This window comes from Arthrobacter sp. TMP15 (genome assembly GCF_039529835.1).
Taxonomy (GTDB): Bacteria; Actinomycetota; Actinomycetes; order Actinomycetales; family Micrococcaceae; genus Specibacter.
In genome coordinates this window covers 2,309,699-2,335,732 of the sequence record NZ_CP154262.1, presented here as the reverse complement: position 1 = coordinate 2,335,732, position 26,034 = coordinate 2,309,699, and the positions used below count along the sequence as shown (strand labels likewise).

General features: G+C 58.7%; 20 protein-coding genes. 10 read left to right on the top strand and 10 right to left on the bottom strand.

All coding sequences use genetic code 11. The features are described from left to right. The first annotated feature begins 5 nt into the window (after positions 1 to 5). Positions 6 to 587: a 16S rRNA (guanine(966)-N(2))-methyltransferase RsmD gene (gene rsmD / locus AAFM46_RS10355; protein WP_343317641.1), complete on the top strand. Its 582-nt coding sequence runs from the start codon at positions 6 to 8 to the stop codon at positions 585 to 587. A 181-nt stretch (positions 588 to 768) separates the two neighbouring features. Here rsmD and AAFM46_RS10350 read toward each other — a convergent pair whose 3' ends face one another. From AAFM46_RS10350 to AAFM46_RS10340, 3 genes are all read right to left on the bottom strand, one after another. Further along, positions 769 to 894 (bottom strand): hypothetical protein, encoded by a 126-nt coding sequence (locus AAFM46_RS10350; protein WP_283527863.1) that lies wholly within the window; start codon positions 892 to 894, stop codon positions 769 to 771. A gap of 199 nt (positions 895 to 1,093) precedes the next feature. After that, the gene (locus AAFM46_RS10345) at positions 1,094 to 1,867 is read right to left on the bottom strand and encodes a fused MFS/spermidine synthase (protein ID WP_343317640.1); all 774 of its coding nucleotides are present in this window, start codon (positions 1,865 to 1,867) and stop codon (positions 1,094 to 1,096) included. Continuing rightward, complete coding sequence (locus AAFM46_RS10340) at positions 1,867 to 3,063, bottom strand: aminotransferase class I/II-fold pyridoxal phosphate-dependent enzyme (protein ID WP_343317639.1); 1,197 nt, start codon at positions 3,061 to 3,063, stop codon at positions 1,867 to 1,869. The genes AAFM46_RS10345 and AAFM46_RS10340 overlap by 1 nt, the downstream gene beginning before the upstream one ends. 174 nt (positions 3,064 to 3,237) lie before the next feature. Here AAFM46_RS10340 and coaD point away from each other — a divergent pair, with 174 nt between their 5' ends. The 5 genes from coaD to AAFM46_RS10315 all read left to right on the top strand — a co-directional run bounded on the left by coaD (position 3,238) and on the right by AAFM46_RS10315 (position 6,727). Further along, complete coding sequence (gene coaD, locus AAFM46_RS10335) at positions 3,238 to 3,753, top strand: pantetheine-phosphate adenylyltransferase (RefSeq protein ID WP_343317638.1); 516 nt, start codon at positions 3,238 to 3,240, stop codon at positions 3,751 to 3,753. Positions 3,754 to 4,125: 372 nt separating this feature from the next. Further along, positions 4,126 to 4,605: a YceD family protein gene (locus AAFM46_RS10330; RefSeq protein ID WP_343320430.1), complete on the top strand. Its 480-nt coding sequence runs from the start codon at positions 4,126 to 4,128 to the stop codon at positions 4,603 to 4,605. A 59-nt stretch (positions 4,606 to 4,664) separates the two neighbouring features. Beyond that, positions 4,665 to 4,868: a 50S ribosomal protein L32 gene (gene rpmF / locus AAFM46_RS10325; RefSeq protein WP_044579357.1), complete on the top strand. Its 204-nt coding sequence runs from the start codon at positions 4,665 to 4,667 to the stop codon at positions 4,866 to 4,868. 57 nt (positions 4,869 to 4,925) lie between these two features. After that, positions 4,926 to 5,714, top strand: a complete 789-nt coding sequence (rnc, locus tag AAFM46_RS10320; protein WP_343317637.1) for a ribonuclease III — start codon at positions 4,926 to 4,928, stop codon at positions 5,712 to 5,714. Beyond that, the gene (locus tag AAFM46_RS10315) at positions 5,714 to 6,727 is read left to right on the top strand and encodes an Fpg/Nei family DNA glycosylase (protein ID WP_343317636.1); all 1,014 of its coding nucleotides are present in this window, start codon (positions 5,714 to 5,716) and stop codon (positions 6,725 to 6,727) included. Before rnc ends, AAFM46_RS10315 begins: the two co-directional genes overlap by 1 nt. A gap of 63 nt (positions 6,728 to 6,790) precedes the next feature. Here the strand turns inward: AAFM46_RS10315 and AAFM46_RS10310 are convergent, their stop codons facing one another. From AAFM46_RS10310 to AAFM46_RS10285, 6 genes are all read right to left on the bottom strand, one after another. Then, positions 6,791 to 8,653 (bottom strand): glycerophosphodiester phosphodiesterase family protein, encoded by a 1,863-nt coding sequence (locus AAFM46_RS10310; protein WP_343317635.1) that lies wholly within the window; start codon positions 8,651 to 8,653, stop codon positions 6,791 to 6,793. Further along, complete coding sequence (locus tag AAFM46_RS10305) at positions 8,650 to 9,498, bottom strand: oxygenase MpaB family protein (RefSeq protein WP_343317634.1); 849 nt, start codon at positions 9,496 to 9,498, stop codon at positions 8,650 to 8,652. Before AAFM46_RS10305 ends, AAFM46_RS10310 begins: the two co-directional genes overlap by 4 nt. A gap of 532 nt (positions 9,499 to 10,030) precedes the next feature. Further along, positions 10,031 to 12,724 (bottom strand): LuxR C-terminal-related transcriptional regulator, encoded by a 2,694-nt coding sequence (locus AAFM46_RS10300; RefSeq protein WP_343317633.1) that lies wholly within the window; start codon positions 12,722 to 12,724, stop codon positions 10,031 to 10,033. Between the two features lie 104 nt (positions 12,725 to 12,828). Continuing rightward, positions 12,829 to 13,884 carry an NAD-dependent epimerase/dehydratase family protein gene (locus AAFM46_RS10295; protein ID WP_343317632.1) on the bottom strand — a complete coding sequence of 352 codons (1,056 nt, stop codon included), beginning with the start codon at positions 13,882 to 13,884 and terminating at the stop codon, positions 12,829 to 12,831. Beyond that, complete coding sequence (locus AAFM46_RS10290) at positions 13,881 to 16,580, bottom strand: alpha/beta fold hydrolase (RefSeq protein WP_343317631.1); 2,700 nt, start codon at positions 16,578 to 16,580, stop codon at positions 13,881 to 13,883. The genes AAFM46_RS10295 and AAFM46_RS10290 overlap by 4 nt, the downstream gene beginning before the upstream one ends. Continuing rightward, positions 16,574 to 17,599, bottom strand: coding sequence for a 3-oxoacyl-ACP synthase III (locus AAFM46_RS10285; protein ID WP_343317630.1), 1,026 nt, complete (start codon positions 17,597 to 17,599; stop codon positions 16,574 to 16,576). Before AAFM46_RS10285 ends, AAFM46_RS10290 begins: the two co-directional genes overlap by 7 nt. Before the next feature lie 253 nt (positions 17,600 to 17,852). On the opposite strand from AAFM46_RS10285, the gene smc reads away from it, so the two are divergent. After that, positions 17,853 to 21,494 (top strand): chromosome segregation protein SMC, encoded by a 3,642-nt coding sequence (gene smc / locus AAFM46_RS10280; protein WP_343317629.1) that lies wholly within the window; start codon positions 17,853 to 17,855, stop codon positions 21,492 to 21,494. Between the two features lie 118 nt (positions 21,495 to 21,612). On the opposite strand, the gene AAFM46_RS10275 is transcribed toward smc, so the two are convergent. After that, positions 21,613 to 22,833: an MFS transporter gene (locus AAFM46_RS10275; RefSeq protein WP_343317628.1), complete on the bottom strand. Its 1,221-nt coding sequence runs from the start codon at positions 22,831 to 22,833 to the stop codon at positions 21,613 to 21,615. Positions 22,834 to 22,905: 72 nt separating this feature from the next. On the opposite strand from AAFM46_RS10275, the gene ftsY reads away from it, so the two are divergent. From ftsY to AAFM46_RS10260, 3 genes are all read left to right on the top strand, one after another. Beyond that, on the top strand, positions 22,906 to 24,099 hold the full coding sequence (ftsY, locus tag AAFM46_RS10270; protein ID WP_343317627.1) for a signal recognition particle-docking protein FtsY: 1,194 nt from the start codon (positions 22,906 to 22,908) through the stop codon (positions 24,097 to 24,099). 216 nt (positions 24,100 to 24,315) lie between these two features. Next, positions 24,316 to 25,677 (top strand): ammonium transporter, encoded by a 1,362-nt coding sequence (locus tag AAFM46_RS10265; RefSeq protein WP_343317626.1) that lies wholly within the window; start codon positions 24,316 to 24,318, stop codon positions 25,675 to 25,677. Further along, a complete protein-coding gene (locus tag AAFM46_RS10260) occupies positions 25,674 to 26,012 on the top strand; it encodes a P-II family nitrogen regulator (RefSeq protein WP_283527832.1) in 339 nt (112 codons plus the stop codon). Before AAFM46_RS10265 ends, AAFM46_RS10260 begins: the two co-directional genes overlap by 4 nt. Positions 26,013 to 26,034 lie beyond the last annotated feature (22 nt).

Below are 26,034 nucleotides of genomic sequence, written 5' to 3'. Positions count from 1 at the left end.
AAAGTATGAGCCGGATCGTTGCCGGAGCAGCTGGCGGATCTCCGCTGGTTTCGGTGCCAGGAGAAGGCACCCGTCCCACGACGGACCGGGTCAAGGAAGCACTGTTCTCAAGACTTGAATCGATGAATATGCTCTCAGGCACTAGGGTGCTTGACCTGTACGCGGGCGCTGGCTCTCTAGGAGTTGAAAGTGCCAGCCGCGGTGCAAGCTCGGTTGAGCTTGTTGAGTTCAACGACAAAGCCGCTGCCGTGTGCCAACGCAATGCCGAACTGGTCAACAAAGTAGTTGGCGCCAAAGTTGTCACAGTGAAACGGGCCAAAGTGGAATCATTTCTGGAGCGCGCAGCCTTGGCCGGCGTGGATCAGTGGGATTTGGTGTTCATGGATCCGCCGTATCCGTTGACCGAAACTGAACTCCAGCTGGTCTTAGGGCTGCTGGGGCCACGCCTGAGTGCATTCGCCGTGGTGGTTGTTGAGCGTTCCGCCCGGACACCCGAACCTTCATGGCCGCCGCTGATGGAGCGATTTGCGGAGAAGAAGTACGGGGAAACCCGGCTATGGTTTGCTGAGCCTGCGCAACTCCGGTGACCCTCCCCGCCGCTTTGTTGAGGTTGGAGATGATGACATCCCGGAGGAACGATGGGTGTCATCATCTCCAACCTCAACAGCACAGACGGGTGCGCATTGGCTCGTTAGCTCGCCAACGTGAACGGGCAACAGTCGAACAAAATCAAGCATTCGCCGGGTGAGGACGGCCCAGGCTGCTGATTCAACCGGTGAACAGCGGAGCCAACGCCAAAGTGAGGGCCGCTGCGGCAACCATCACCACTGCGGTTGAGATGGCAGCAAAAGCTCGCCGCTTGTTGCGTTCGGAATTATCAACAACGTGGTTCATATGTCGGAAAGACTGCTGGGTAACGCTGCGCCTGCCCGTTGGGGAGCGCGTTGCTGAACGGGACATTGATCTCCAGTAATATGCGGCAAATCCTCCGGGTGCTGACCGGAACCGTTGCCCACTCTACCAAGATGGTCCAAACAGCTTAGAACACAGCTGGTGTCATCATCTCCAACCTCAACAGCACAGGAGGGTGAGACTAGCCTGTTAGCTCGTCCAGTTCCACACCGCTGAGCAATGTGGCTGGGTGTGGGCCGGCCGCTACGAGTGACTCCGCCCAACCGGTTGGCCACGCTCCATTTGTGCCCAGCAGGATGATATTTCCGGGATAACGCCGACTAAAAAGCATGCTTGTCCCATAAGCAGCCACATTGTTCATGGTGGCCTGCAACGCCTTCGTTTGGCTGGTCACCAACGTGAATCCGGGTTCGTCGCCAACATTGACAGCCAGTATTCCATCCGGAGTCAGCCTGGTTGCAGCTTCGCGATAGAAGTCTGCGCAGGCCAGATGCGCTGGTGCTTCGGGGCCGCTAAAAATGTCCAAAATGACGACGTCGAACTTCAGCTCCGGTGGCAGCTGCGCCAACTCTTCACGGGCGTCACCAATATGAGTTGTCAGGTCGGTTCCTGCAGGCAGAGGCAACTGCTCTAAAACGAAGTCAAGCAATTCGCGTTCCAACTCCACAGCATGCTGAGTGGACCCCGGCCGGGTGGCCTGGATATATCGCGCCAAAGTCAAGGCCCCAGCACCCAAGTGCAGTGCCGTGATCGATTCGCCGGCTGGCTTGAACAGGTCAATAGCATTGGCGATCCGGCGCAGGTATTCATAGAAAACCTCCTGCGGAGCGGCCATGTTTACATGTGACTGCTCCGCACCATCGATGCTCAACACCAGGGCGTTGGCGTGCCAAGGATCGGGCTCAATCGTGGCGTGCACGCCACTGGTCCGCAGAAAGCGGCTACTGGTTTTCATCAGATTTTTGCCTGCAAGGTACTGAGGCGTTCGGCAGCTTCTTCCAATAGTGATTCTTTCTTGCAAAAGGCGAAGCGCAACAGTGAGCGCGTGCGCTGGGCGCCCTCGGGGTGGCAAAACACCGGAACCGGGATCGCTGCCACGCCGATGAGTTCGGGCAGTCGTCGGGCCAGCTCGGTGGCGTCGTTGACACCCATTCTTTGGGTATCCGCATTGATGAAGTAGGTCCCTTGTGGCAGGTACACATCGAACCCGGCCGCGCGCAGTCCCGCACCGAGAACGTCGCGTTTGCGGGCCAACGTGGCGGCCGCGTCGGTGAAATAGCTTTTATCCATGCGCAGACCAGCAGCAATGGCACTTTGGAAAGGCGTGCCGGAAGAGTAAGTCAGGAACTGCTTAACGGTGCGGGCGGCGGCAACCAACTCGGCTGGCCCGGAGAGCCAACCAATCTTCCAGCCGGTGAAGGAAAAAGTCTTGCCGGCGGAGGAAATGGTGAGCGTTCGTTGGGCCGCACCCGGCAACGTGGCCACGGGTATGTGCCGGGGACCAAAGGTCAGGTGCTCATAGACCTCATCGGTGAGGATCACGGCGTCGTACTTAACAGCTAAACGCACCACTTCACTGAGAACTTCCTCCGGAAACATGGCCCCGGTGGGATTATGCGGATTGTTCAGGATGACCATTTTGGTGCGGGGACTGAAACTGTTTTCCAAGACGGCCAGATCAGGCATGAAATTCGGTGCAAGGAGGGCAGCAGTGGTGTGAGTGGCTCCGCTGAGCCCAATCATGGCGCCATAGGAATCATAGAAAGGCTCAAAGGTGAGGACCTCGTCACCTGGACCGGTCAACGCCAGAACTGCGGAGGCGATGGCTTCCGTGGCGCCAGTGGAAATAATGATTTCCTGCTCAGGATCCAGCGTGATGCCGTAAAAACGCTCTTGGTGCTCCGCGACGGCGCGACGCAGATCCAGAATGCCTTTCCCGGGAGCGTACTGGTTGTGACCGGAGGCGATGGCTTCTTGGGCAATCCGGCGCAGTTCTGCCGGGCCGTCCTCATCAGGAAATCCCTGACCTAAGTTGATGGCCTGGTGTTGGGCCGCCAAAGTGGTGATTTCCTCAAAAATTGTGACGCCTAAGGAGCCGTCCGGGCCCATTAAGTTGGCACCTTGGGCTGTGCGCTGCCAGGGCGAGATCATAAGTGCTCCTTCGTTGCGGATGGGAGGTGATCCCCAAGTATTGTCTCTTTGACTAGGCTACCGGCCGGGGCGTTCCGCGCGAGTCCGGCGTTACCGGTCGGTACATGCCCACAGCTGGCGGACACAGAGGAGAACAAAGAGAATTTGTGCGCAATCTCAGCTAGATTCTTCTATATGCGACGTGCCGTATGCCCCGGATCCTTTGACCCCATCCACAAGGGCCACATCGAGGTGATTGCCCGTGCGGCCGGACTTTTTGACGAAGTCATTGTTGCCATCTCCACCAATTACAACAAAACCTACCGGTTCACGCTCAATGAACGTCTGGACATGGCCAAGAATACGTTCTCAGCGATCTCAGGGATCCTTGTGGAGCCGATGGGGGAGGGCCTGCTTTCCGACTACTGTCATGCGCGCGGGGTCTCGGCCATTGTAAAAGGCCTGCGCTCCTCCTCAGACTTTGACTACGAGTTGCCCATGGCAACGATGAACCGCCAGCTCTCAGGCGTGGAAACTGTTTTTCTGCCAGGGGATAGCCGCTACCTGCATTTGTCCTCCACCTTGATCAAGGAAGTCCACACTTTGGGCGGTGACGTCTCCGAGTACGTCCCGCGTGCCGTGCTGCGTCGAATTCAAGGCGCCGCGGGCCCGGACACCCGACCTGTGACAACGCTCCGAACGCAAGACTAGCTCTACTTGTGCGCACGGTAAGCGGCGAATGTGGCGCCACAGTGCTTGCTGCGCGCCGTTGGCCGCTCGCGGTGCGCAGAATTTGAATTCACACGGACTCAGCAGGGCGCTGTAACGCTCGTTGAGAGTTACATCACGGACGCCGCGGCTGAATGGGTTCGCTATGCAAGCCCTATCTGTCGTAGACTAGGTAAGGCCAATTGGCCTCTGGTGCCGATCATTTTGATGCCCGGCAGCTTTCGGGCTAAGATGGTGCGTCGGTCATACGTTTTTACAGGAGTTCTCATTAGCGAAACCACGTTGGGCAAAAAGTCCAACCATGGCACGCCCCTTACCGTCAGTGTTAGGGAGCTTGGGCGAAGCCCGGGCAGCATGTGGAAGTTCGAGGAACGTGTACCTGTGCCGGAAGATTTTGGCACTCCGCTCATTGGCGCGACGCCTGGGTCCATTTTGGATCTGGAACTCCGTTTTGAGGCCGTCCATGAAGGAATTCTGGTGTCGGGAAACGTGCTTGTCTATGTGACAGGTGAATGCTCCCGCTGCTTGGAGACGTTCGAGGATGACCTTGAAGTCGATGTGCAAGAACTTTTCTTCTACGAGGAGCCGTCCGCGGAATTCCTTGAACAAGAAGAAGATCAGCAACGTTGGGTCGAGCACGATTCTATCGATCTTGAACCGGTGTTGCGGGACGCAGTGGTAACCGCCCTGCCGTTCCAGCCGGTGTGCCGGGAAGACTGCGAGGGTCTGTGTTCCGAATGCGGAATACACCTTGCGGATGAGCCGGGGCACCACCACGAGATCCTGGATCCTCGGTGGGATGCCCTACAGGGCTTAACCGGCGAAGATAACTAGCAAATAAGTTTTTACTTGTGGGCACATGCCTGCGAGTTATCGAGAGAAAAGAGTTTGCCGTGGCTGTTCCGAAGCGGAAGATGTCCCGTGCCAATACGCGCGCACGCCGGTCCCAGTGGAAGGCCACCGCGCCTGCTCTGGTAAAAACCATCGAAAACGGACAGGTTGTTTACAGCCTCCCGCACCAGGCCAAGGTCGTCACCGACTCAGCCGGAACCGCACTGTTCTTGGAATACAAGGGCCGTAAGGTTGCTGACGTCTAAAACGTCCGTGCGGCCAACAGGTCCGTTCGATTAATTAATATTTATTGCAGGAGTGCCATGTCCGCAGAAATTCCATCAACGGAACTCACGGACGGTCACAAACTGCTTTTGAAGCGTCTCGGTGTCACTATTGATGCCGGGACGCTTCGTCTTGCCCTGACGCACCGTTCTTACGCGTATGAAAACGGTGGCATCCCCACCAATGAGCGCTTAGAATTCCTCGGCGATTCCATTCTGGGTTTCTCCGTAACTGATGCGCTGTACCGAGATCATCCCCTCTTGCCTGAAGGGGACTTGGCCAAGCGTCGCTCGGCAGTTGTCTCTACCCGCGCGTTGGCCAGCATTGGCCGCTCCTTGGGCTTGGGAGAATTCATCTACCTGGGTCAGGGTGAGCGTCTCACCAAGGGCCGGAATAAGTCTTCTATCCTGGCTGACACGATGGAAGCGCTGATCGGGGCCACCTACATTACCCACGGCATTGAGACGGCCCGCGCACTGGTTATGCGCCTCGTGGGTCCTTTGCTGGCCGATTCCGCTGTGCTGGGTGCTGGCACGGACTGGAAAACTAATATTCAGGAAATTTCTGCAGCCCGCCAGTTGGGCGCTATTTCCTACGACATCACGGGCGTTGGCCCCGATCACGACCGTTCCTTTACCGCGCGGCTGATTGTGGGTGGCGAGCATTTCGGCACCGGCACTGGCCCCTCCAAAAAGGAAGCCGAGCGTTCAGCTGCCGCCGCCGCCTGGATTGAGCTGCAGAGCCGCTTTGGTGAAGATCCTTCTGGGAAGCACGACGGCGGAACCTCCTTTGCGGGGGAAGGGGCACCCGCTGCTTCTGGTGAATAATGCCTGAGCTGCCCGAAGTAGAGGTGGTACGTAGAGGCCTTGAACGGTGGATCGCTGGGCGGAGTATCAACGGTGTTTCCGTGGTGGATCCCCGCTCAATCCGCCGCCATTCCCTGGGCGTGGAAGATTTCCGTGGCAACCTGCTAGGGACTACTGTGCTGGATGTGGTGCGGCGCGGAAAGTTCCTTTGGATGCCGCTCACCGATGATGCCTCCTCATCCACACCCCCGCATACGGCGTTGGTAGCGCACCTTGGTATGAGTGGTCAGCTGCTGGTTGAATCACCGGAACAACCATACGAGAAGCATCTAAAAGTACGCCTTTCTTTCTCCGCCCGTGATGATGCTCCGGAGGAGTTGAGATTTGTTGATCAGCGGATATTCGGTGGTTTATTTCTCACCTCACTGGTGCCTACAGCCGATGGGTTGCCCGGGGGATGTGGGCTGGGCTCAGACGGCAAGGGCTCAGGCAGCAACGGAGCAGGCAGCACTTTAGCAGGCGGCACAGTAGCCGGTGTAGAGGCAATGATCCCTGACGCAGCCGCGCACATTGGCAGAGACCCGTTGGATCCCTACTTTGACCTAGAGTCCTTGCATCAGAAACTCCGGGCACGGAAAACAGGCCTGAAGCGTGCACTATTGGATCAATCTCTGGTCTCCGGCATCGGCAATATTTATGCTGACGAGGCTCTGTGGGCTGCCAAAATGCACTTTGCCCGGCCCACGGATACGCTGCGCCGTCCCGAGACGGCACGGATCATCCATGCCGCTCGCGACGTCATGGACCGGGCGTTAGCCGCCGGAGGCACCAGTTTCGATGCGTTGTATGTCAACGTCAATGGCGCCTCCGGCTACTTTTCCCGGTCACTGAACGCCTATGGGCGCCAGGGGGAGATTTGTTACCGTTGTGATTCGCTGGGCTTATCTACACGGATTCGCCGTGACTCATTCATGAACCGGTCTTCCTACAGTTGCCCCGTCTGCCAGCCCCAACCTCGTAATGCGCGGCTTTAGGCAGGCCGGAGGAGTAACAGGCCGGAGGAGCAGCAGCATGTTCAGTGAACCAGGTGGACCGGACTAGAAAACCACCACGAATCTGGTGATGGCATCTTGTAAGATGTTCACCATTCCCGTTTCGTTTTCCATGGTGGAGCGCGATTTCAGCGCTGTGTCCGGGTGATCTGTGATGATGCCGTCAACACCGCCCCGCAGGAACCCTGTTTGCTTTGAGGCTTTATTCACTGTCCACACCATGAAACCAAGACCGGCATTGGCTGCCGCCTCCTGGATGTCAGGGGTGGCCGTCCATTCCTCCACCACAATGAAGTCCGCGATGGTGTCTGGGACGTCAACAGCGGCGAAGGCCATCGTGTAACCAACTGTGAGGTCGGGGCGTAGGGTCTTGAGGCGGTGAACGCTGGGTTTGTCGAGTGAATGATAAATGTTTTGCTGGAGGGCGCCTAGGTCTTCGAGCTCATTGACCAGCTGCTGAACATGGTCTTCGGGTTCGGCGCCACTGAATTTGATCTCCAGAAGAAGCTGCATATTAAGCTCTTGCGCCCGGGTGATGTACTCGGCAAGGGTAGGGATGCGATCTTCGTTGTCCTCCAAATCCCGGACAGTCATCGCTGTTAGTTCCTTGAGCGTGAGGTCCTTGACTGCCAGGTCTTTTCCTGTCAAGCGTTTAAGGTTGGCGTCATGCATAACCACGAACTGCTGGTCCTTACTTTGCATGACGTCCATCTCCACCAGATCCGCACCGGCACGGGACGCGGCCTCCAGCCCACTGATGGTGTTCTCAACGCCGCCATCGGAAAAGCCTCGATGAGCGAGCACCAACGTCTTTGGGTGATCCGCAATTTTCTCCATCGAAACTATGGCGCCTGTGCCCAAAACGAGGGCGAGGGCTAGTGCAGCCGTAGTGATGAACAGCGGGGCCCCGTTAGATGTTTTTTTGGCTGGCGATGAACCAGCATCCGGAACGGCGGCAGCCAGCAGCTCCTGCCGCAAATGCTCAGCCGGTAGCAAGTAAGCGCGACGGCGCAGGAAAACTACCAGCACCGCAGATACCAAGGTGGTAACCAAACCAGTGAGCAGCAGCGCAACTACCTGTGCCGCCCCCAAACTATAAGCTGCCACAGCAGGTGATGCCTCGGGTGAGAGTGCATCGCTGATGGCTGTGGGGATCAGAGTAACAAGGGCCAGCGCCCCTGTGGCCAAGCTGGCACCCAGGAGGACTGCGGCCACCGAAACAACCAGAACCAGTTCTTGTAAACCGTGAAGCAGTTTCCAACTGAGTCGGCTTGATTGCCCGCCGGTGGCATCAGTGAGGACAAAGAGGGGAACAGTCAGTGCAAAACGCGTATTGAGAATTCCCAGCACCAGTAAAAAGATCACCAGAGTGGCAGCGGATGGAATGCTCTTAAAGAGTTCGCCAGTGATGAAAGGTGGAATGGCGATGCCCTGGATGAAGGCTGATGTGAATCCAAAACCCGTTAGTGGAAGTAGGAGGAAGAGATAGCAAAGTAGCGGGAACGACGACGGCCGGATAAGTTTTCGCGACACCCTCCCCACCTCTCCCAGTACCTCGCGCACAGAAAGGGTGCCAGGACCAGTCAAACGGCTCAAAATCACCACAACAATTGTGAACTGCAGGGCCATCAGCCAGAAGGCGAGCGTGCACAATAGTATGATCAGACCCACCGTCAGCGGCAGTCCGGCGGTGCTCGTTAGGCCGCCAAGATCAAGAGCCGTCATTCCACTGGCGCGTAGTGCCTCACGGAAAAGCCAGCGCAAAATGGGAAAGGCTACGAGCAGCACAACTAGCTGCATGGCAAAGACGATACCCAGAAGACGGGCCCCGCCCTTGCGGACTAGTGCAAAGCCGCTGGCTATGTCACGGCGGACAGAGGCCCAAAATGGTATTCGGGTGGTTTTCACCGTTGACGGACCTTCCTGTACGGATGAGTGCTGACACGTTCGGTGATTTCGGAGATGAGTTCAGCGCGTGAGGATTTCTTTCGGGCCCCGGCTATGAAGCGGCGCGTCAAGCGGGCAGCACTACCTAAGTTCAAGGGGCGTCCCTCGATCCCGTACAGCTGACGAGCCCAATCGGGGAGCATGAACAGGATGCCGTCCTGGACAATGATGCCTGCCCAGACTTTCACGGGGTTGCCCTTGAGGTTGGGTTTGCGAAGGCCCTTGGCCAGCTCCGCCGCCGGCAAGGTTAGCGCCATCCAACTTTTTTGCTCATCCATGTAGCTATCGAGTTCGGCGCGGGTGGAGGAAAGGATGCTCGGGTCGATGCCAACAAGCTCTGCTGCCTTGTGCTGCTCTTGAATGAACGTGTCTTGCTGGTCAATAGTCAGGTCGGGACCAAATGCATCGGCACCCCGCAGGACTCCCCAGACAACAGTGTTGTGGGTCCACACGAGCCAGTCGTGATTATCTGCGCGAAGTTCCATACCTGTCTTGGGATCGGTCCAGTGAGCATGCGCGTGCATGCGGCGTACGGAGGTGCCAGCGGCGTCCGCATGGGCGCGGTCGCCAAAAATGGTGGTGTCAATGTATCGGCCGGTGCGTTCGGCACGGCCCTCCATATCCGTGGCGTAACCGCTGGTCTGATCGAAGAGGCGCATCATCATGGGGTTTAACGCCTGCATCAGTATGGCTGCCACGCCGCCCAGTTTAGAGGAAGGGTCGGAGAAGAGTATCCAGCTCACACTCTCCGGTCCAAAATACCCCTCATCAGTGACTGTTGCTGCGGCGCTTGTTGTATCTGTCATGGTCCCTCACAGAGTCCTTTAAAAGGACACCCGGCACGGCAGCTACACAGCTGAGTCTGTGTGTTAGCGGGTGTCAGTGTTCAACCAAACTACCAACCACAACGCGGTATAAGTGGTTGTTTTGGGAAAAGCAGGTAGTGTCCGTGGCGGCTCCTCTGCGCCGCACTCGCAGCTTCACGTTAGAGGAGGCCTCCGGGGTCCGGTGCAGCTGCGAAACAAGTGGTCTCGGTGGGGGTTCCCTAGGTAGGCGTACAAACTGGTTTTTCCAGCCACAGTGCATGCTGGCGAGAAGAGATCCGATGCTGGGGAAAGCCCAAGGCGTACGTGAGGCCCAAGTTATTGAACCGGAATTGTCCTAGCATCGCAGCTAAAAAATCGCAGCAAAAACCAGAGAAATGCGGGACTGCGCAGCTCCTAGGGGAAGAATAAGTAGCAATTTATCAATACTGCAGGGCAGCGCCCGCCCATGGACAACCCGCCCATGGACAGCCCGCCCATGGCCAACCCGCCCATGGACAAGGTGTCAGAAGTGCTAGCCCAAGGGAAGCAGCTGACGGCGATCAGTCACAGCCAACTTGGTATAGGCCCGCTGAAGATGACCCTCAACTGTGCGGGGAGATAAATAAAGTTCCTCCGCTATTGCAACATTGCTGGCCCCGGCAGCCGCCTTGACGCAAACCTCGCGCTCACGTTCTGTTAACAAGGCTAAGTTAATGCGCGTGCGCTCCAGCGCTGGAGTGTTCACGCCGGCAAGTGGGCGAGACAACTCCGCTGATACCCCCAAAAGTCGTGACGCCAGCGCCCGGTGACCCCTATCCCGTGCAAGATTTGCCGCTCGTTGCGCCAGCTCGGCCGCGTACAGTGGCCGCTCACAAGCCGTATGTTCAGCGATGACATCCTCAACAGACTCTGGGTGGGCTCCCAGTACCTCCTCATACCGTTGCAGAGTGCCCGCAAGGGCGCCTTCCACACCCTTCGCACAATGACTGAGAGTGCTAATGTCATTGTGCAGACCCAACCGCCAGGCATCGTGGGCTAGTCGCAGAGCCAGCAAATGACGGCCCCGCTTTTGAGCATCCAGGGCCAGCCTCTTCCAAACTTTGGTGGCAGAGCTTGGACCGTTGAGGTAAAGCTCCGCTGTAAGAAGGCTACGTTCGGCGTCTGCTCGGAGCCCATGGCCGCCGGTGACAGGGGCTGCGTGGAAGAGTGCATAGAACTCGGTTGAGCGCTCGCGGTCATCCACCATAGCTGCGGCTGCGGCACCGTACGCGGCAATCAGGCCGGTGAGGTGATGCGGGTCTATGGGTGAGACCAAGGCCAGAGCCTGCCCGCTCAGGTCCAGGGCTTGTGCAGCGTCGCCCTTCTCCAACGCTGTGCTGGCCTGTGCTGTAAGGAAAACTGCATGGTCCACGGCGAGGTCGGTCCAGTCAAGCTTGTGGCTGATTTCGGCAAGACCCGCGTGGGGATTCCCGTGAGAGAGGCTGGCCACATGGATCGCATGCAGGATTTCTCCGCGTGCCGTGGGTGATGCGGATTGCCATAGGTTGCCATCGATCAGGTTGCCAATCTCGCGCAAAGCAGTTGAGGGCATGCCACAATAACTGGTCTCAACTAACAGTTGGCTGTGGATGCGCAGCCGCAAATCTGGTGAAAGAAGCGGGTTTTTCGCATCCGCAGCCAGAGCCTCACGATCCGTTGCGTGGTTGCCCACTAAGTGTAGAAGACGGGCGAATGCGTGGATTTCTTCGTTGTCGCTGGGGCGTGGCGCCAGCTGAGCCAGCGCCTCTTTGAGATCGCCTAGGCCACTGAAAATAATCCAAGCTGCGCGTAGGCGTGCGGCGTCCACTCCGAGCTCAAGCAGTGGAGCAAGGACTGCCAAAGCCGGCCTTGGCCGCCCTGTCTCATGGAGAGCTTCGGCCCGGGTGATCATCAGAGCGGTACGGGAAGCGTCCTCGGACCATGTTTGGAATCTCTGTTCCTCAACGATCCGCGTCAACACCAGAACCGCGTCAAATTGCCGTGCATGGTTGGCGAGTTTCGCATCTTCGAGCAGTTCCAGGGGGCTGCTGAGTACGTCAAGGTCTTGGCTGTGTAGGGCTAAAGAAATTCTTGTGTGTGGGTGCATATCAGCACGGGGCAGGGCGGCGCGGATGCGTGCTGAATGTGCTCGTAGCGTGCTTCGTCCCAAGGTGGCTAGTACTGTGTGGGGAGTCAGCGCTGAATCAAGGGCCACTCTTGAGATAACTGGTGCACCGGCTGTGCTCCCACCATTGGAGCAGATGTGGATTAATCCGGCGTCATGGGCCTGGTCCAGCAGTTCTGCGGGAATGAGCAGGTGAGCGACGTCTTGTGGGAGTTCCCCGGTCAGGGCCAGTAGCTCTACGGCTTCCCGGAGTTCTTTGGGTTGTTCGGAGAGTCTTGTTGCAATGAGGTCCGATATTCTGCTTCCTCGAGGACGCCATTGGCTGCGAAGGGTCCAATAGGCTTTGCTGCGAGTCAGAGAGTTATCGCCCTGGGCGTCCAAGGCAAGCTCCCGTAGCTGGAGTGCATTACCCCCTGAAAAAGCCAGAAGGGTGCTGGCCGTACTGGTGTTGACGCGGCCTCCAAACAACTCCTCCAACAACACTAACGCATCAAGGGTATTCAACGAGGCCAACTCAACTCTATGTGCCTGTGCTGACACTGCGAGCCGTCGCAGTGGTGCTGGAAATGCGGCAATGGTGCGGGCTACGCACACCAACGGCAGAACACTGCTGGCCGCAAGTTGAGCGAACGCGGCTGTGCTTTCTAAATCGATATCCTCGGCGTTGTCCAGCAGCACTGTGGAGGGCCGAGAAGCCAGGCTGTGGGTTAGGGAAGCCATGAGATGTGCGGGGGAGGCGATCCGCGGCGCGGCCCCAACGAACGGCGCGGTCCCTGCAAATGAGGTGGTCCCGGCAAATGAGGGCGGCCCAGTAAAAGGGGCAGGCCCGGCAAGTTGGGCGGCTAAGGTGGCCAGTGCGGCAAAGGGAACGTCCCGAAGTACGGGAGTGCCCGTGAGCCTGTACACCGGTTTGCCGTGCTGGGTGTGTGTTGCCAAGACACGGTTGGCAAACGCCGTGCGGCCACTTCCGGACTGTCCCAGCACAATAAGTACGCCACCGGCGGCTAGTGCCCGGGCAGCTTCACTTTCGAGTTTTATCCGTGAGGGCAGGGCCGTGCCGCGGGCAGCTTGAGAGACGTTCACGCACTGATTGTAGTGAGCATTGTTTGCCTATGAGGTACGCCACGCTGTGATTACAGGTAGTGGCCCTGTCCCCGAACCACGGCTTCCTTGTGGTAGGGCTGAAATTAGCTTGTGCGGTAGTGCTGCGCTAAACGGGCCAGGCCTTCATCAACTGTGACTGCCGGGGTCCAGTCAAGCACCGCTTGAGTGTGGCGTTGGTCGAACCAGTGGGCAGTGGAGAGCTGCTCTGCCAAGAAACGGGTCATAGGTGGTTCGTCATGGACCCAGCCCCGAGAACCGGCCGCGCTCCATGCTTTTTCAATCACGGAGCCCGCACCACGAGCCAACCAACCTGGCACGGAGTAGCCAGGAGCTGGCACTCCAGCGGCGGCACAGATTCCAGCAATGAGTTCCCCCACAGCCCGGGGTTCACCATTAGTGACAACCAACGCTTGGCCGTGGGCGTAGTCCATGCGTTCAAGGCCGCGCACAATCGCCTCGGCGGCGTTATCAACATAGGTGGTGTCAATGAGTGCCCGTCCCCCATCCAGTAGGGGGAGCCTGCCTGTACGGGCGCGTTCCACTACGCGTTCCACCAGTTGAGTATCCCCGGGACCCCAAACCACATGCGGACGGACGGCCGTGACCCTGAAAGTGGGGGAGTCCTGTGCAAGAGCGATTTGTTCGCCAGCAGCTTTGGAGCGTGCATAGTGTCCACGGGCAAGCTCGGGATTAGCTGCGCCAGCGGGCGCGCCCACAATGGAAGAGCCAAAGTGGGCTACTGAGGGTGAGGAAACAAACACAAAGTCCCGGACGCCTTCGTGTTGGGCAGCCGCAATGAGTTGACGTGTGCCAACGATGTTTGTTGAAACGAATTCGTTCCATTCCCCGGTGAAGGAGACCTTAGCGGCCAGATGAACTACTGCGTCCATGCCGGCTACTGCGCGTGCGCCAACGTCGGGGTCAACCACAGAGCCCTGCATCGATTCCCACGGGGCCTGGACCGCACGGCGCTGCAATGTTCGCACTCCGAAACCGCGTTCATGGAGCAGGCTCGCAACGGCTCGTCCCAACAAGCCGCTGGTTCCTGTCACCAGAACGCGGCGCTGGCGCTTCGAGATGGTGGTAGCTAGGGGATTGTTGGGGGAGGCAGAATTTTCCAAGGAAGAGTCGGCGGTCATGGACGCCCTGGCTTCTCACCGGATAGCATTCTTCCGGCCCACCGCGAGAGCTTAGCTCGATCAATTTTTGAGTTGTGCCGCACATCGGTGGGCATGGAATCTATGACAAGCACCGCAGCCAACGGCAAGTCAGTGCTTTGGGCAGCCGCCCTGATCTGGGTGGCCAGTGCGGTTGGCGCCAGCCCGACGCGTTTGACGGCGGGGTTCGTTTCAACAATGGCAATTGCCACCTGAGTGCCCCTGGGACCAACACCAACTATGGCTGCACGGGAAACACCTGGCACCAGTTCCACGGCCTGTTCGGGCGCGACAGGAGTTTTCACACCGGTGGCGGTGGTCAGGATATGCTCCATGCGGCCTTCCACCCAGAGCCGGCCATGGGCATCCAGATGACCAACATCGCCACTGCGATGCCAGCCGGGGATGGAAGTACTCAGTTCCTGAGTGATCCACAAGCGGTCGTAACGCTCTTTCACGTGCGGTGCACTGACCAAAATTTCCCCTGTTACGTAGGCGGCAGTGGTGGGCTCAGGCACCACAACACCATCGGCGTCCACAGGGGCAATCGCAGTGGACGCGCCACTGACGGCCGTACCCACGCACACACCATTTCCCGCGCCCGCGGCACGAATGCCGGGCAGGTCAATATCGGTAAGCGGCAGCGCTTCGGTCATACCGTACGGGGTGTGCAGCTCAGCGTTCGGGACAAGCTGCTGAACGCGTTCCAGCAGAGGTTGTGCCAAAGGTGCCCCTGCAGATAAGACCAGTCCGACGTCGGACAGAGACTTGCGCTGCGTAGGGGAGAGTTCCGCCGCGGTCCCCACAACGTTGACCAGGGCCGCTGGCGAGGCAAAGACAACCGTCGCCTTGATGGCTGCTGCGGCGTTGGCCAGTGCGTGAGCGGTCAGAGTGCGCGGCGCGGTGACATCCATGTCTGGGGTGACGGTGGTGGCACCAAGTGCCGGGCCCAAAAGTGCAAAGGGTGCGAACCCAGCTACAAGCGCTGTGCCTGCTTCCAAATGGTAGGTGGCCTTGAGGGTGTCGCGCATGGCAGCCAAACGGCGATTTGTATACACCACGCCCTTGGCCGGTCCCGTGGATCCTGAGGTGAACAGCACTGCGGCGTCCGCGTCGGCGGGCAGGGGAATGAATGCCTGGGCATTGCCCGCCAGGCGCACAACGCGGCCGTTGGCCATAAGTTGCGGCACGGTGGCGGCAACGGAGAATAAAGATTTCTTGATCCGGGCTGAGGCTGGTGTGAAATCCTGCGCTGCAATCTTCACACCCGGCCAGTTGTACAAGCGTGCGCCAGCGAGGGCGCGCTCAATGCCAATCAAGTAATCCGGGCCCGCACCCTTGATAGCACGGCTCATGCCCTTAGTGCCCAAGCCGGCATCGGCCACAACAATGATGGCGCCAAGCCTCAAACACGCATATATCAACGTGGTCAGGTTGATGCCCGGTGGCACCAGCAGACTGACCCGGTCTCCACCTTTTACACCCAACTCCCGCAGCCCTGCCGCGAGATCGTCCACGTCCCGAGCCAGCTGTGCCCAGGAAACAACTCGGGTAGCGCTGGCTTCTCCGGTGGGGAGCATGTCAACAATGGCAGTGGAAGTATCGTCTTGCCGGGCATCAATTTCAGCCAGCATCGGCACATAAGGATTGGCCGTTTCCGGATTGTTTGGCTCACCTTTTACCGAACGGGCAGACTCGGCAGGGCTGGCGGGAACGTTACCGGCGAGCCACGCAAAGGTTGGTGTGGCAATGTCGCGGTCTTCTTGCACCAGGTGACTTGCACCCTCAAAACGGTGCACGTGCGCGTGCGGCAGACGAGTCAGTAAATCACGCAAGTAGCGATCGGAAAAGACAGGGTCCTTGGGCCCCCACATCATAAATACGGGCACATCCAGGGTGCGGATGTCAGCGGACACCGTGTCCAGAGCAGCCCGTGAGGGATGATCCTCGGCGGCGGGAATGTCAGCCACAAAATTGCCAACACCTGCCCTGCGAGCAACAGTTTTGTACGGTGCCATGAACGCCGCTTTAACGTCTTCACTCAAGCCTGGTTGTGCCAGAGAGTGCGTCACCTGCAAAAAGGCGGACGTCGTCGTGGTACCCCACTTATGAACCGCAGGGTGGAGGGCAAGTTGCAACGCAGGCGGTAGTGAGAACCCTGCCGGGTGAACTGCGGTGTTGGTCAGGATCACACCGGCTAGCTGTTCCCGGTGTCGGGTGGCCCAACCAAGGGAGATGATCCCTCCCCAGTCATGGCCAACACTGACCACAGGGCCTGTGAGATCAAGGGCGGCGGTGAGATCGCCCAAGTCGGTGATGCGGTCTTCAAGGCGACGGAAAGTCCCTGTGCGTTCGGAGAAACCCATATCCAGCTGATCAACGGCGATGACCCGCCACGGACCACCTGCCGCGAGTGTGGCGGGAGAGGTTGCCCCGGCCAACAGGGTGCGCCAAAGGTATGACCAGGTGGGATTGCCATGGACACACAGCAGCGTGCCCACAGGCTCTAGCCCCGTGGCAGCAACATCCTCGGCATTGTCTAAGTAATGCCATTGATGCCGTGATCCAGCGGGATCAACTACGGCTGTGGACGGCACTGAGCGGGTGCGTCGCCAACTGGCTTGGACACCGGGCCATGACTGGGTAGGGTCAACCTCCGATGAAGCCACTGCTACCACGCAATTTCCATCATGGCGGTATTAAGCCCGGAGCCCACGCCCATGCACAGCACGCGATCACCACTGGAGAGAGTTTGGGATTCCTGCGCCAAAGTCATCGGCAATGACGCCGGACCCACATTGCCCCATTTGGGGAACGTGATGGGAACTTTGCCCTTGACAAGGTTCACGGCCTTGATGATTGCATTGGTGTAGGAATTGGACACTTGGTGTGTGACGTACCTGTCCATGGAACGCCAATCCCAGCCGTCCGTGTGAGCTTCATCCCATGCGTCAGTAACAAGCTCCAAACCGTTATCCAGCAGGCCCTTGGTGTCAGTGAACATTCCGTCAGGGCCGCCAACACAAAGCTCGTGGTGCTGGGTGCCGGCGCGGGAAACCCCGCCAAGGATGCGGTGGCCACCCGGGTGCAGATCCGCAGGCCCAATCACCGCAGCAGCGGCTCCTGATCCCAGAGTGAGGGTGGCAAATTCTTTGAGGTAGTCCTCACGGGTGGACGTTTCAGCATTCAAACGATCAAAAGTTGTTTCCTGAGTGGTTTGGGCATCCTCACCAGCAACAATCAGTGCGTACTTGATTTGACCTGAATCAATCATGTTTGCGGCCAATGTCATGCCGTTAACGAACCCTAAACACGCGTTTGCCACATCAAAGTTCATGGCAGAGGAGGGCAACCCCAAACCGTTGTGGATTTTTACAGCCACAGAGGGTTCCAGATTGCGACGGGTGACAGAGGTGTTGATCAACAGCCCTACCTGGCCGGCTTCAATGCCCGCTTCAGCCATGGCTTTGGCTCCAGCTTCAATAGCGGCGTCATCAAAGTCCGTTCCGGGCGCCCACCAGCGGCGTTCTTCTACACCGGCCACACGCTCCAACAGGCGCTTCGAGAGGCGCAACCGTTTCAAGCTCGGGGCAAGCCGAGCGTCAAAGTCGCTGGACTTGACTACAACTGGAGCCTCAATGCTTGAGACAGCCAGCAAGGCGGTGTTGTGGTGACGAAACGTAGCGTTGCCGATCAAGTTCCAGCCTTTTTCTTGTAATGTTCGGTGCTAAATGGCACCGAAAAAGCAATGACTGTGCTGCGAAACGTGCGGGAACTGCATTGGCTGGCCCCCGTACACATAAAGGCACACCCTTAACTATGCACCTTAGAGGGGTGTTCATGCACATGCGCCTTAATGCATACACACGTTGGCCGCCCGGGTGGCGAGCAGAAATTCACGGTAGATTGGCAGGTGTGAAACGCCCGCCTGCGCAGGAGAAGAATACAGTTTGCATCTAAAGAGTCTTTCCGTGCGCGGGTTCAAGTCCTTCGCCTCGGCCACCACCTTTGACTTTGAACCAGGTGTCACAGCTGTTGTGGGCCCCAATGGTTCGGGTAAGTCCAACGTGGTTGACGCCCTGGCCTGGGTCATGGGCGAGCAAGGTGCCAAGACCTTGCGCGGGGGCAAAATGGAAGACGTCATCTTCGCCGGCACCTCAGCACGTCCCCCGCTGGGGCGGGCACATGTTGCTCTCACCATTGATAATAGCGACGGCGTGCTGCCTATTGACTACGCTGAAGTCACCATTTCCCGTACGTTATTCAGAGCTGGAGGTTCTGAATATGCCATCAACGGGAGCTCATGCAGGCTCCTTGATATCCAAGAACTTCTCTCGGATTCCGGCTTGGGCAAGGAGATGCACGTCATTGTGGGGCAGGGGCAGCTAGATAAGGTTCTGCATGCCACCGCCGAGGATCGCCGAGGCTTCATCGAAGAGGCCGCAGGCATTCTCAAACACCGCCGTCGCAAAGAAAAAACGTTACGCAAATTAGAAGCCATGTCGGCAAACCTTGCCAGACTCACCGACCTGACAGGGGAGATCCGCCGCCAGCTGACCCCTCTGGGCAAGCAGGCAGCCGTGGCCCGACGGGCTCAAAGTGTGCAGTTTGACGTCCGGGACGCCAAGGCACGCCTGCTGGCCGATGACATTGTGAGCCTGCGCACCGCCGTCGAACGTGACGAAGCCGCAGAGCTGGCACTGAAAAACCGTCGCGAACTGGTGGAAAAGACTCTCCACAGTGGTCGTGAAAAGCAAGCGGATCTTGAACAACAAGCAGCCGCTGCCACTCCGTTGCTGAACGCTGCGCGCGATAATTGGTATCAGCTGTGTGCCACACGTGACCAGTTCAAGGCACTGGGGGTGCTTGCTGCCGAACGTCGGCGTCACCTCGGTGCCGTGGATGCAGCGCCGGATCCCAGCCGGGATCCTGACAGGCTTGCCGAGCAGGCCGCCCGTCTGCGTGCCGAGGAAGCCGAGCTGGATTTGACCCTTGAAGAACGCCGCTATGGGTTAGAGACGGCGGTTGAAATCAAGGAGGACGCGGAGGCTGCCGTGAGGGATGAGGAGCAGCGAGTCCGGGCTCAAATGCGTGCCACAGCTGACCGCCGCGAGGGTCTGGCCACGTTGGCCGGAAAGGTTTCTTCGGCTCGTTCCCGAGTTGAGTCCGCCGAGGCTGAAATTGGCCGCCTGCACCAGGGCAAGGCGGCTGGCGCTGATCGGCACAAGGCGGCGGCGCAAGAATTTTCTGCCCTTGAGTCTCAGGTGGCCGGGGTTGAAGCTGGTGAGGAGCGCCTGGACGAAGACTATGAAGTGGCCACCGCCGCCGTTGATGCACTGGATGCGAAGATCGAGGCCGTCATAACGGAGCAGCTGGCAGCGCAAAGGGATCGTGATTCCCTCACCGCGCGCCGCGATGCCCTCGCCGTGGGCCTGTTGCGCAAGGACGCCAGCGCGCACCTGTTGGAGACCCGCCCACCCGGCATTATGGCCTCCATGGCAGAGCTGCTTCGGGTGGTCCCCAGCCATGAAATCGCCATCGCGGCAGCCCTTGATGCGGCGGCCGAAGGCGTGGTTGTCAATGATGCCGAGTCAGCGCTGAAGGCCCTTGAACTAGTCAAAACGCACGACGGCGGACGGGTCACCTTGGTGGTTGCCGCCGGTCCAGCAGTTCCCGCCGGTCCAGCCGGGACCGCTACGGGTCCCGCGGCAGAGATCCTCACGAAGCAGGCCGCAGCAAAAGAGGCGGTCAACGCAGTGAAGGGAGCCGTCGTCGGCCGGGCACAGGTCAGTGGTCCAGCTGAGCTGGATGCGACTCTGGATGCTTTGCTGGCAGCTGTGGTTCTGGTCCCGGATTTGGCGGGGGCACGGGAAGTTCTTTCTCACCATCCGGGGCTCACGGCTGTGACGGCGCAGGGAGATGTGATTACGGCTTTCTATGCAAAGGGTGGATCTGCCACGGCGCCCTCGCTGCTTGAGTTGGCGGCCGCAGTTGATGAGACCGAAACGCAGCTTAGCGCCGCCACAGCGCGCGGGGAACAGGCCAGATTTGCGTTGGCCGGGCTGCAGTCACAGCGCCGTGACTTGGCTGTTGTCCAGAGCGATGCGCTGGCTGCACTGCACGAATCTGATGCGCGGCTTGCCGCTGTTGCTGAGCGGCTTGGTTCGTTAGGGGCCACCTTGCGATCGGCTGCGGGCGAGTCCGAAAGGCACGCACAAGCGCTCAATGCGGCTGCGGAAAATCTGGTCCGGGAGCAGCAGGTGCTGAAGGAAATGGCTGCCCGGTTGGCCCAAGCGCAACAGGCTCCAGCCAGCGTAGAACCTTCCATGGAGGAAAGGGATACCTTGGCTGCTGCGGCGGCTGCGGCTCGTGCTGTGGAGATGGAGACGCGGCTTACCTTGCGCAGTGGCGAAGAAGCGCTGAATACTGCGCGGACTCGGGCGGCAGCCTTGGAACGGGCAGCGGCAACAGAACGCTCGGCTCGGGAACAGGCGGCTCGCCGGGCTAACCGCAGGCTGTTCCAGTCAAAGAAAGCCGCGGCCGTGGCACTGGCTGCCCAACATATTTTGGCGTTCGTGGAAGAGTCAATCGAGCTGGCCGAGCAGGTCCGCGATCAGGCAGAGCAGCAGCGGGCCACCCGTGAAGTGGAGCTCATGTCCGTGCGGGCAGCCACCGCTGAGGCGCAGAAGGAACTGGCCACGCTGACCGATTCCGTGCACAAGGATGAAATAGCGCGCACGTCACAGCGGTTGCGTATTGAAACTCTTGAACTTAAGTCCATTGAGGAGCTGGGACTCAGTGTGGACCATCTCATCACGGAATACGGTCCCGAGACTCTTGTGCCGTTGGCTCCGGGGGTTGGCACTGATAAGTGGGCGGCGTTGCGCATTGAGGTTGATGAAGCAGGGGATGAACTCCGTGAAGGGACCCAGTTTGTGCGCCAAGAGCAGGAAAAGCGGCTCAAACGCGCCGAGCGCGATCTATCTGCCCTAGGGAAGGTGAATCCGCTGGCGCTGGAGGAATTTGCGGCTCTAGAGGAACGCCACCAATTTTTGTCTTCACAGCTTGAGGACCTCAAAGCCAGCCGCAGAGACCTTATGGACATCATCAAGGAGGTGGATCAGCGTGTGGAGGAGGTCTTCACTGCCGCCTACGCAGACACGGCCGTGCAATTTGAGCGCGTCTTTGGCCGGCTCTTCCCGGGCGGTGAGGGACGGCTGGTCCTGACCGATCCCTCCGACATGCTCACAACAGGTATTGAGGTTGAGGCCCGGCCCGCTGGCAAGCGAATTAAGCGACTCTCGCTGCTTTCCGGTGGCGAGCGTTCACTAACTGCCGTAGCGCTGCTGGTGGCTATTTTCAAGGCTCGGCCATCGCCGTTTTACGTCATGGATGAGGTTGAAGCCGCCCTGGATGACACCAACCTGGGGCGCCTGCTCACCATTTTTGAGGAACTGCGCGAATCCAGTCAGCTGATCATCATCACCCACCAGAAGCGGACCATGGACATTGCCGACGCGCTCTATGGTGTGTCGATGAGGGGCGACGGAGTATCAACAGTGATCAGTCAGCGAATGAACCGCCCCGAATAACCGCCCCACCCCCGACGCTCGCTCACTCTACGTCGTGTTTTTGAGAACGCTCGCTCACTAGGTGAGCGAGCGTTTGCTCATAGTCGACGTAAAGTGAGCGAGCGTTTGCCGGGGGTGCTTACAGCTGCTGGGTGTCCTTTGCACGCAGCCAGAACAGGATGCTAACCAATGCAACGGCGCCCGCCATAGAGAAAGCCACCCCGTAGGAAAAGAGGTCAACCAGGAAGCCTGCTGCGATGGGTCCGATGATGGCGCCCAGATCCGAGCTCATCTGGAACGTGGCCAGTACCTTACCGCCAGACCGATCATTGCCAATGACATCACCCACCGAAGCTTGCTGCGCCGGACCCATGAGCCCACTGCCCAAACCGGCGATTGCTGAGATAACAAAGAACCAGAAAACTTCCCCGGTGAACCCCAACACGCACATGGCAATACCGTTGACGACCAAACCAGATAAAATCATCGGCTTGCGGCCCCAAGTATCAGCCAACTTGCCGGAGAACGTGAGGGCAACACCGGTGCCGATAGCAAACACGGCCAGAGAGATACCGGCAACTTCCGGTCCGGCACCCAACGCCGCAGTGGCAAAGAGTGGAACTAATGCCATTCGAATGCCGAAGGCGGACCAGCCATTAGCGAAACTGGAGGTCAGTACCGCCCTGTAGGCAGGAATTGCCAGTGCATCACGCAGTGGCAGAACCTGTTTCTTCAGCGCAGCCTGAGCACGCTCATGCACCGGAATGGGAAGAGCAGCCGGAAGGAAGGTGGCTACAAGAATGGCCACCAGCACTAGTGCCCCGGCGTAAACCAGGAACGGCAACTGCATTCCAAACCCTGCCAACAGCCCACCCACAGCAGGCCCGGCAATATTGCCCAACAGGAAAGAACCGGCGTACAAACTAGAAATGCGACCTCTCGCCTTGGGTGGAGCCATCCGGATCAAAAGACCCATAGCGGCCACTGTAAACATGGTTGAACCAATACCGCCAAGCCCGCGGTAGACCAACAATTGCCAATAATTCTGGGCAAAGGCACAGGCCGCGGAGGATGCTCCTACAATCAGGATCCCCAAAATATAGGTGCGTCGCTCACCCATCCGCTCCACAAGCCATCCACTGAGCGGGGCAAAGAGCAATCTCGTGAAGGCAAAGACGCTGACCACCACTGCTGCGGCGGTCACACTGACATCAAAACTTTGCGCAAATTGGGGCAGAACAGGTGCCACAATGCCAAAACCAATGGCGATCAGGAAAGCGGCAGCAACCAGCACCTTGATCTCTCGAGGCAACTTCACTTTGGTTGGGTCAGAGACCTTATTGGCACGGGGACTAGTCATTGGCATCAAAGAAGAGTTTCTCACACGCAGCAGGAGAGCCAATGCCGGCAGGCCCCGTGAGAGACTGGGAGAGTGAACGATTTTCTCCCCATCATTGTGTCCATTGTTGTTGGCCTCGCCGTCATCGGCGCCCTCATTCCAGTCTTTCTGAAGGTCCGGCGAAGCAACCAAAACTACGTTGGCCCGCGCGACGCCAATGATCCAGCACCGCTGGATGCCACCGATGCCCAAGGTGGCGGCACCCTGGTTCAGGAGCGCCCGGAAAGCCAAGTTCCGCCGTCGGACATTGATAGCGCGGAAGTTGAGCCGGAAACACCAACTGCACCGTCGCTGGAAACGCCTCTGCCCGTTGACGGACGGCTGGTACGCCTGCGCGCACGGCTATCGAAGTCAAACAATGCCCTGGGTAAAGGCTTGTTGGCGCTGCTTTCGCGCGACACTATCGATGAAAATGTGTGGGATGAGGTCGAGGAGACGCTGCTGCTGGCAGATATCGGCACCGATTCAACCATGGAACTGGTGGATACGCTGCGTGAACGCGTCAAGGTCTTGGGCGTGCGCAGCCCCGAACATGTCCAATCCATGCTGCGTGAGGAACTGATCAAACTGGTGGATCCCACCATGGACCGGACGCTGAACCTTACCCGTCACGAGGACCGTCCGGCTGTTTTGATGGTGGTTGGCGTCAATGGTGTGGGTAAAACCACCACCGTGGGCAAGCTCGCACGCGTGTTAGTTGCACAGGATAAGGACGTGCTGCTGGGCGCTGCCGATACCTTCCGCGCCGCTGCGGCAGAGCAGCTGGCAACGTGGGGTGCCCGCGTAGGTGTACCCACTGTGAAGTCCGACGTCGATGGGGCAGACCCCGCTTCGGTCGCCTTTGAAGCGGTGAAGGCCGGGATCGAACAAGAAGTTGATGTTGTCATGATCGACACCGCCGGGCGCCTGCAAAACAAGGTTGGGCTGATGGACGAGCTTGGCAAGGTCAAACGAGTCATTGAGAAGCAAGCCACCGTTGATGAGGTGCTGCTGGTGCTGGATGCAACGACAGGTCAGAACGGGCTCACCCAGGCGAAGGTCTTTGCTGAAGTCGTGAATATCACCGGCATTGTCCTGACGAAGCTGGACGGCACTGCCAAGGGTGGCATTGTGGTGGCCATCCAGAAGACCCTCGGGGTTCCCGTGAAACTGGTGGGACTAGGTGAAGGCGCCGATGACCTGGCGCCCTTCGAGGCAGAGACATTTGTGGATGCACTACTGACTTAAAAGCGGCCTTTAACACAGCGCCCGTTTTGGCCGGCACCGAAACACACCCGAAACACGGACGGTGCACTGTTTTAACGTTGTGGCGGAAAATGTAACGCCACGGAAACGTTGCGCACCTCATTGCGAAACACCCCAGTCCCAACATTGTAAGAGTCCAGATTGCACGGGCCCAGGTGGCAACCGGCAATCATTCTTGCAATGAAAGGCCAGCAGCCAATGAATACTGGTGATACAGCGTGGGTCCTCATATCGGCGTCCCTGGTGCTCTTGATGACCCCAGGACTAGCATTTTTTTACGGAGGCATGACCCGGGCCAAGGGTGTGCTGAACATGATGATGATGAGCTTCGGGGCCATCGCCGTTGTTGGTGTGCTCTGGGTTCTTTTTGGTTACTCGGCAGCTTTCGGCAGTGACGTTGGGGGCGGACTGCTAGGTAACCCTTTCGAAAAGTTGGGGCTGCGCGGTGTCCTGGACACCGGCGCTGGAATTCCCTTAATGGCGACTATCCCAGAGATTGCCTTTGTCGGCTTTCAGGCGGTGTTTGCCATTATCACGGTGGCGCTCATTACCGGGGCAATAGCAGATCGTGCCAAATTCGGTGCGTGGCTCCTCTTTGCCGCTATCTGGGTCACAGTGGTGTATTTCCCGGTTGCCCACTGGGTTTTCTCATTTACCAAGGACGCCAATGGCAATCCGACTGGCGGTTGGATCGGTCAGGGGCTAGGTGTCATTGACTTTGCCGGCGGGACGGCGGTGCACATCAACGCCGGCGCAGCCGCATTGGCGTTGGCGATTATTTTGGGGAAGCGCAAAGGATTCGGCAAGGACCCCAGCCACCGCCCGCATAACCTTCCCTTCGTCATGCTCGGAGCTGGCCTGCTGTGGTTTGGCTGGTTTGGTTTCAACGCAGGCTCGGCCTTAGGGGCCAACGCTATTGCTGGGTATGCCTGGATCAATACGCTCGCCGCCCCGGCTGCGGCTATTTTGGGATGGCTTCTTGTAGAGAAAATTCGCGATGGCCACGCCACCTCCCTCGGCGCGGCTTCCGGAGCCGTTGCCGGGCTCGTTGCCATCACGCCGGCATGCTCGGCGTTGACCCCCATGTACTCGATGGCACTGGGCTTACTGGCTGGGGCCGTCTGCTCCTTGGCAGTTGGCCTGAAGTACCGTATGGGCATTGACGATTCCCTCGATGTAGTGGGTGTTCACCTGGTGGGAGGCATTGTAGGGACCCTATTCATCGGCTTTGCAGCCGATCCCGGTGCACCCGCAGGAGGCCAGGGACTGTTCTACGGAGGCGGACTCGAGCTGCTGGGCAAACAAGCCATCGGTGCCCTGGCCGTTATGCTCTACTCGTTCGTCATCGCCTTCCTCATCGGGTGGATCATCAACAAAACCATAGGGTTACGCGTTTCCGCCACGGCGGAAACAGACGGTATTGACATCAGTGTCCACGGCGAATCGGCCTACGACTTCGGCGGCCGCAGCTCCGGTAGTTTCTCGCCGTTGCTGGAGAAACTGCCGGCGTCCGTAGGGCCACAAGAAACACAGACTATGGAAGCAAGGGTAGATGCATGAAACTCATCACGGCAATCATCCGTCCCGAACAATTGGACCAGGTTCGCAATGCGCTGGAAAGCTACGGTGTGCAGGGCCTCACGGTCAGCGGCGCGCACGGTTACGGACGCCAACGCGGCCACACGGAGGTTTACCGCGGGGCGGAATACACAATTGATCTGCACGCAAAAATCCGTATTGAAGTCCTCGCCTCAGATGAGCAATCAAACGATCTCATCGACATCATCGTGGCCAGCTCCAACACCGGCAATGCTGGGGATGGCAAAGTCTGGATGACTGCGGTATGTGAAGCCGTCCGCGTCCGAACTGGTGAACGCGGCGTTGCGGCGATCTAGAGTCTTTCCAATGGACGACGGC

What these genes read in the sequence shown, in the direction of transcription:
- AAFM46_RS10305 (WP_343317634.1), bottom strand. Translation starts at nt 9,498, where the DNA reads ATGACAGATACAACAAGCGCCGCAGCAACAGTCACTGATGAGGGGTAT.
- AAFM46_RS10265 (WP_343317626.1), top strand. Translation starts at nt 24,316, where the DNA reads ATGAATACTGGTGATACAGCGTGGGTCCTCATATCGGCGTCCCTGGTG.
- AAFM46_RS10345 (WP_343317640.1), bottom strand. Translation starts at nt 1,867, where the DNA reads ATGAAAACCAGTAGCCGCTTTCTGCGGACCAGTGGCGTGCACGCCACG.
- AAFM46_RS10350 (WP_283527863.1), bottom strand. Translation starts at nt 894, where the DNA reads ATGAACCACGTTGTTGATAATTCCGAACGCAACAAGCGGCGAGCTTTT.
- AAFM46_RS10315 (WP_343317636.1), top strand. Translation starts at nt 5,714, where the DNA reads ATGCCTGAGCTGCCCGAAGTAGAGGTGGTACGTAGAGGCCTTGAACGG.
- AAFM46_RS10330 (WP_343320430.1), top strand. Translation starts at nt 4,126, where the DNA reads ATGTGGAAGTTCGAGGAACGTGTACCTGTGCCGGAAGATTTTGGCACT.
- rnc (WP_343317637.1), top strand. Translation starts at nt 4,926, where the DNA reads ATGTCCGCAGAAATTCCATCAACGGAACTCACGGACGGTCACAAACTG.
- coaD (WP_343317638.1), top strand. Translation starts at nt 3,238, where the DNA reads ATGCGACGTGCCGTATGCCCCGGATCCTTTGACCCCATCCACAAGGGC.
- AAFM46_RS10275 (WP_343317628.1), bottom strand. Translation starts at nt 22,833, where the DNA reads ATGACTAGTCCCCGTGCCAATAAGGTCTCTGACCCAACCAAAGTGAAG.
- AAFM46_RS10295 (WP_343317632.1), bottom strand. Translation starts at nt 13,884, where the DNA reads ATGACCGCCGACTCTTCCTTGGAAAATTCTGCCTCCCCCAACAATCCC.
- rsmD (WP_343317641.1), top strand. Translation starts at nt 6, where the DNA reads ATGAGCCGGATCGTTGCCGGAGCAGCTGGCGGATCTCCGCTGGTTTCG.
- AAFM46_RS10260 (WP_283527832.1), top strand. Translation starts at nt 25,674, where the DNA reads ATGAAACTCATCACGGCAATCATCCGTCCCGAACAATTGGACCAGGTT.
- AAFM46_RS10340 (WP_343317639.1), bottom strand. Translation starts at nt 3,063, where the DNA reads ATGATCTCGCCCTGGCAGCGCACAGCCCAAGGTGCCAACTTAATGGGC.